The following is a 266-nucleotide window of genomic DNA, read 5'->3' on the forward strand; positions in this document are numbered from 1 at the left end:
GAAGTCGTAACAAGGTAGCCGTATCGGAAGGTGCGGCTGGATCACCTCCTTTCTAAGGATATTTACGGAATATAAGACCTTGGGTCTTATAAACAGAACGTTCCCTGTCTTGTTTAGTTTTGAAGGATCATTCCTTCGAAACGTGTTCTTTGAAAACTAGATAACAGTAGACATCACATTCAATTAGTAAGACAAGATATCACATAGTGATTCTTTTTAACGGTTAAGTTAGAAAGGGCGCACGGTGGATGCCTTGGCACTAGGAG

Annotated in this window: 1 rRNA gene; it reads left to right on the top strand. The window is 41.0% G+C overall.

Going from position 1 to position 266, the window contains the following annotated elements:
• Positions 1 to 52 (top strand): 16S ribosomal RNA (locus tag CVV77_RS22240); the annotation flags it as partial.
• Positions 53 to 266 lie beyond the last annotated feature (214 nt).

The organism is Bacillus sp. SN1, from assembly GCF_002796895.1.
In the GTDB taxonomy this organism is placed as follows: Bacteria; Bacillota; Bacilli; order Bacillales; family Bacillaceae; genus Bacillus; species Bacillus inaquosorum.